The sequence below is a fragment of the Pseudomonas sp. SG-MS2 genome, assembly GCF_009933855.1.
Classification (GTDB): Bacteria; Pseudomonadota; Gammaproteobacteria; order Pseudomonadales; family Pseudomonadaceae; genus Aquipseudomonas; species Aquipseudomonas putida_E.
The window spans coordinates 1-4,014 of the sequence record NZ_MOMO01000212.1 but is presented as its reverse complement, the minus strand read 5'-3'; the positions used below and the strand labels follow the sequence as shown (position 1 = coordinate 4,014).

Here is a 4,014-nt window from a genome sequence, read left to right as displayed (position 1 = left end):
AAGGGCTGAAGGTGGGGGTGGTCAGCCGCGGTTACGGTGCAGAACCGCCTCGCCTGCCCTGGCGTGTCGAAGCCTCGCAGAGTGCCGAGAAGGCCGGCGATGAACCGTTGCTGATCGTTCAGCGCACGGGTGTGCCGCTGATGATCGACCCCGACCGCTCCCGCGCCGTGCAGGCATTGCTGGCCAGCGAGCCGTTGGACCTGATCCTGTGTGACGACGGTATGCAGCATTACCGCCTGGCGCGCGACCTGGAACTGGTGCTGATCGACGCTGCGCGTGGCCTGGGCAATGGCCGCTGCTTGCCGGCCGGGCCCCTGCGCGAGCCTGCCGAGCGCCTGCAAGAGGCTGATGCGGTGCTGTTCAACGGCGCCAGCGCCGACCGCCCGGAGGGCTTCGCCTTTCGTCTGCAACCCAGTGCGCTGGTCAACCTGCGCAGTGGCGAGCGCCGCGCGCTCGACTTCTTCCCGGCGGGCCAGCGCCTGCATGCGGTAGCCGGCATCGGCAACCCGCAACGTTTCTTCAATACCCTGCTGGGGCTAAACTGGCAGCCGGTGCCGCATCCGTTCGCCGACCACGCCCAGTTCAGCGCTCAGAGCCTGGCTTTCAGCCCGCCGCTGCCGTTGGTGATGACCGAGAAGGATGCGGTGAAGTGCCGGGCCTTCGCTGCCGATGACTGGTGGTACCTGGCCGTGGAGGCCCTGCCTACGTCGGCCTTCTGCGACTGGTTCGACAGCCAGCTGCAACGCTTGCTGCCTGGGCATCGAACGCCCTGAGCCCGTTTTTCAATTTCCGGCCATCTGGCCTCAAGGACGCTTCCATGGACACCAAACTGCTCGACATCCTGGCCTGCCCGATCACCAAGGGCCCGCTCAAGCTCAGCGCTGACAAGACCGAGCTGATCAGCAAGGGCGCAGGCCTGGCCTATCCGATTCGCGATGGCATCCCGGTGATGCTGGAAAGCGAGGCGCGTACCCTGACCGACGACGAGCGTCTGGACAAATGAGCCTGAACTTCACCGTGGTCATTCCCGCCCGTCTGCGCTCGACGCGCCTGCCGGGCAAGCCGTTGCTGCTGATCGCCGGCAAGCCGATGGTTCAGCATGTCTGGGAGCAGGCGCGCAAGAGCGGTGCCGGCCGTGTGGTCATCGCCACCGACGACGCCGGTATCGTCGAGGCTTGTCAGGCCTTTGGCGCCGAAGTGCTGATGACCCGCGCCGACCATGAGTCGGGTACCGACCGCCTGGCTGAAGTGGCTGCGCAGCTTGGCCTGCCTGCCGACGCCATCGTGGTCAACGTCCAGGGTGACGAGCCGCTTATTCCGCCGGTGATCATCGATCAGGTCGCAGCCAACCTGGCGGCGCATCCGGAGGCAGGTATTGCGACCCTGGCCGAGCCGATCCACGACCCCGAAACCGTGTTCAACCCCAATGCGGTCAAGGTGGTCAGCGACAAGAACGGCCTGGCCTTGAGCTTCAGCCGTGCGCCGCTGCCGTGGGCGCGTGACGCTTTCGCCAAGGACCGCGATCAACTGCCGCAGGGCGTGCCTTACCGTCGCCATATCGGCATGTACGCCTACCGCGTCGGTTTCCTTCAGGACTTCGTCAGCTGGGGCCCGTGCTGGCTCGAGCAGACCGAGGCGCTTGAGCAGCTGCGTGCGCTGTGGCATGGCGTGCGTATTCATGTGGCGGACGCCATCGAGGCGCCAGCAGTGGGTGTCGATACTGCACAAGACCTCGAGCGCGTGCGGCGCTTGCTGGAGGCCTGATGCGCGTCCTGTTCGTTTGCCTGGGCAATATCTGCCGGTCGCCCACCGCCGAAGGTGTGCTGCGTCATCAGTTGCAGGCCGCAGGCCTGGCTGGGCAGGTTCACGTGGCCTCTGCTGGTACCGGTGACTGGCACGTGGGCAAGGGGCCTGACAGCCGCACCTGCAAGGCCGCATTGGCGCGGGGGTACGACCTGTCGCAACAGCGTGCCCAGCAAGTCAAGGCTGAGCACTTTGCCGAGTACGACCTGATTCTGGCCATGGATGAAAGCAACCTGGGCCACTTGCGCGCCATGCGTCCGCACAATGCGACTGGCGAGCTGGACCTGTTCCTGCGCCGCTATGAGGCGGCTGTGGATGAAGTGCCGGACCCTTACTACGGCGGTGCAGAGGGCTTCGAGCAGGTGCTGGACCTGATCGAGGCGGCCTGCCGTGAGCTGGTTGTCGAAATCAAGGGGCGGTTATGACGGCGCACTGGCAGGAGCAGGTTTCGCTCAAGTCTTACAACACCTTCGGCATCGATGTTAAAGCCCGCTACTTCGCCCAGGTACATACCGACGATGAGGTGCGCGAGGCCCTGGCGCAAGCGCGCCAGCGAGGGCTTGCGGTGATGGTGATCGGCGGCGGCAGCAACGTGCTGCTGACCCGTGATGTCGACGCGCTGGTGCTGCACATGGCCAGCCGTGGCCGCCACGTCCTTGGCGATGACGCGGGGCGTGTGCTGGTGGAGGCCGAGGCGGGTGAGCCCTGGCATCCCTTCGTGCAATGGTCGTTGCAGCAAGGTCTTTGTGGCCTTGAAAACCTCAGCCTTATCCCGGGCACGGTGGGCGCGGCGCCAATGCAGAATGTGGGTGCCTATGGGGTGGAGATCAAGGATGTGTTCGCCGGGTTGACGGCACTGGACCGGCAGACGGGCGAGCTGCGTGACTTCGGGCTTGAGGAATGCGCCTTCGGTTACCGCGACAGCCTGTTCAAGCGTAACCCTGGGCGTTGGTTGATCCTGCGGGTGCGTTTTGCCCTGAGCCACCGGCTGCAGGCCCATCTGGATTACGGCCCGGTGCGTCAGCGTCTGGCCGAGCAGGGCGTGCAGGAGCCGACGGCGCAGGCGATCAGCGACGCTATTTGCAGCATTCGCCGCGAGAAGCTGCCCGACCCGGCAGAGTTGGGCAATGCCGGCAGCTTTTTCAAGAACCCGGTCGTTGCCGTCGAACAGGTGGCGCGCATCCGCGCTGAGTTTCCAGGAGTGGTGGCTTATCCCCAGGCTGACGGGCAGGTGAAGCTGGCCGCAGGCTGGTTGATCGAGCAGGCCGGCTGGAAGGGTTATCGGGATGGCGATGCCGGCGTGCACCGCTTGCAGTCGCTGGTGCTGGTCAATTATGGCCAGGCGAGCGGGGCGCAGTTGCATGGCCTGGCGCAGCGCATCCAGGCGGATATCCTGGCGCGGTTCGGGGTTGAGCTGGAGATGGAGCCCAACCTGTACTGAGGCCGGTGCAGGCACGACAAACGGCCAAGAAAAAGCCCCGCCAGTTCACACTGGCGGGGCTTTTTCATTCAGCCGTGGCTATCAACCGTGATGAGGCTTGTGCTCATCGGCGGTCTCCAGCGCTGGCGTGCCAGCAGCGGCCGCTTCCTGCGCAGCCTTGGCTGCCGCTTCGGCCTCACGCTTGCGACGACGCACTTCGCGTGGGTCGTTAGGGGCGCGGCCGTTAGGCAGCATGACGGTGGCCGCTTCGACCGCTGCCGGTGCTTCTACCGGGGCAGGCTCGGCGACTACAGGTGCTGCTTCAACTACGGTTGCTACAGGCTCGGCAGCCACTTCTGGCTGGGTTTCGACGACAGCAGAAGGCAGCTCGGCCGTCGGCGCTTGTTCAGCGGCGACCTGGGCTTTCTCTGCTTCACCTGCTTCGATGGCCGGTGCTTCGACAGGTGCCTCTACAGGCGCCTCGGCAACCACTACCGGCTCGACCGCAGGGGCCTGTTCGACTACCGGCTCAGGCGCAACTTCAACCACAGGCTCGGCACTGGCTTGGACCGCGGCGACCGGCTCGCTGAGCGGCTGCTCGACCACAGGTGCAATGGCGACTTCCTCGGCCTTGGCGACGGCTTCGACCTGCTCGGCCGGCTGAGCGACTTCGCTGTTGTCGGTGGTCGCGGCTTCGGCACTGGCGCGTTCAGCCTGCTGGTTGGCTTGCGCTTCGGCGTCGGCACTAATGTTGCTGCTGGCGACAGCGGCGGTGACGGCCAGACCAGCAG

Annotated in this window: 5 protein-coding genes and 1 pseudogene; 5 read left to right on the top strand and 1 reads right to left on the bottom strand. The window is 65.6% G+C overall.

All coding sequences use genetic code 11. The features are described from left to right. The 5 genes from lpxK to murB form a co-directional block, all read left to right on the top strand. A partial coding sequence (lpxK, locus tag BLX42_RS17565; protein ID WP_161872275.1) for a tetraacyldisaccharide 4'-kinase occupies positions 1 to 773 on the top strand: 773 nt, incomplete at its 5' end. A 44-nt stretch (positions 774 to 817) separates the two neighbouring features. Then, positions 818 to 1,003 (top strand): Trm112 family protein, encoded by a 186-nt coding sequence (locus tag BLX42_RS17560; protein ID WP_003247142.1) that lies wholly within the window; start codon positions 818 to 820, stop codon positions 1,001 to 1,003. Beyond that, positions 1,000 to 1,764, top strand: coding sequence for a 3-deoxy-manno-octulosonate cytidylyltransferase (gene kdsB / locus BLX42_RS17555; RefSeq protein WP_046786568.1), 765 nt, complete (start codon positions 1,000 to 1,002; stop codon positions 1,762 to 1,764). The genes BLX42_RS17560 and kdsB overlap by 4 nt, the downstream gene beginning before the upstream one ends. Next, the gene (locus BLX42_RS17550) at positions 1,764 to 2,228 is read left to right on the top strand and encodes a low molecular weight protein-tyrosine-phosphatase (protein WP_161872274.1); all 465 of its coding nucleotides are present in this window, start codon (positions 1,764 to 1,766) and stop codon (positions 2,226 to 2,228) included. The genes kdsB and BLX42_RS17550 overlap by 1 nt, the downstream gene beginning before the upstream one ends. After that, entirely contained in the window at positions 2,225 to 3,244 is a 1,020-nt protein-coding gene (gene murB / locus BLX42_RS17545) for a UDP-N-acetylmuramate dehydrogenase (RefSeq protein ID WP_161872273.1), read from the top strand. Before BLX42_RS17550 ends, murB begins: the two co-directional genes overlap by 4 nt. Positions 3,245 to 3,325: 81 nt before the next feature. Here murB and BLX42_RS17540 read toward each other — a convergent pair. After that, positions 3,326 to 4,014 (bottom strand): annotated as a pseudogene (locus BLX42_RS17540) (ribonuclease E); the annotation flags it as partial.